1 protein-coding gene is annotated in these 246 nt (G+C 60.2%); it reads right to left on the bottom strand.

Translation table 11 applies throughout. The annotated features are described in order from the left end of the window. Positions 1–168 (bottom strand): transcription antitermination factor NusB (locus N8M20_RS10750; RefSeq protein WP_369010938.1); only part of this gene is annotated, 168 nt, incomplete at its 3' end. Between the last annotated feature and the right edge of the window lie 78 nt (positions 169–246).

The raw sequence follows: 246 nt of genomic DNA, 5'->3' as shown, positions 1-246 counted from the left end.
AGCGTCGAGGCGTGGCAGCCAGCGCAGGGTGCCATAGCAGAGTTCTTGCAGGAGGGCGCGATCGCGGGGCGCAACCTTCTCCTGGGCAGCAGGCAGAACAGCGGAGAGGGATTGGCCCTGATCCAGCACCTGTTGAATAACGAGAGCGGCCTGTGCACGTGTTTTCATAGTGTTACCTTAGATGCGCAAGTCGGGGCCTGGGCCCCGCTTGTTTCAATTCAATTGCGTGCCGGGTTCAAACCAGTC

Origin of the sequence: Streptococcus mitis (assembly GCF_946190275.1) — a bacterium.
GTDB classification, from domain to species: domain Bacteria; phylum Bacillota; class Bacilli; order Lactobacillales; family Streptococcaceae; genus Streptococcus; species Streptococcus mitis_DC.
The sequence above is the reverse complement of the archived record's forward strand: the minus strand, read 5'-3'. Positions and strand labels throughout refer to the sequence as shown.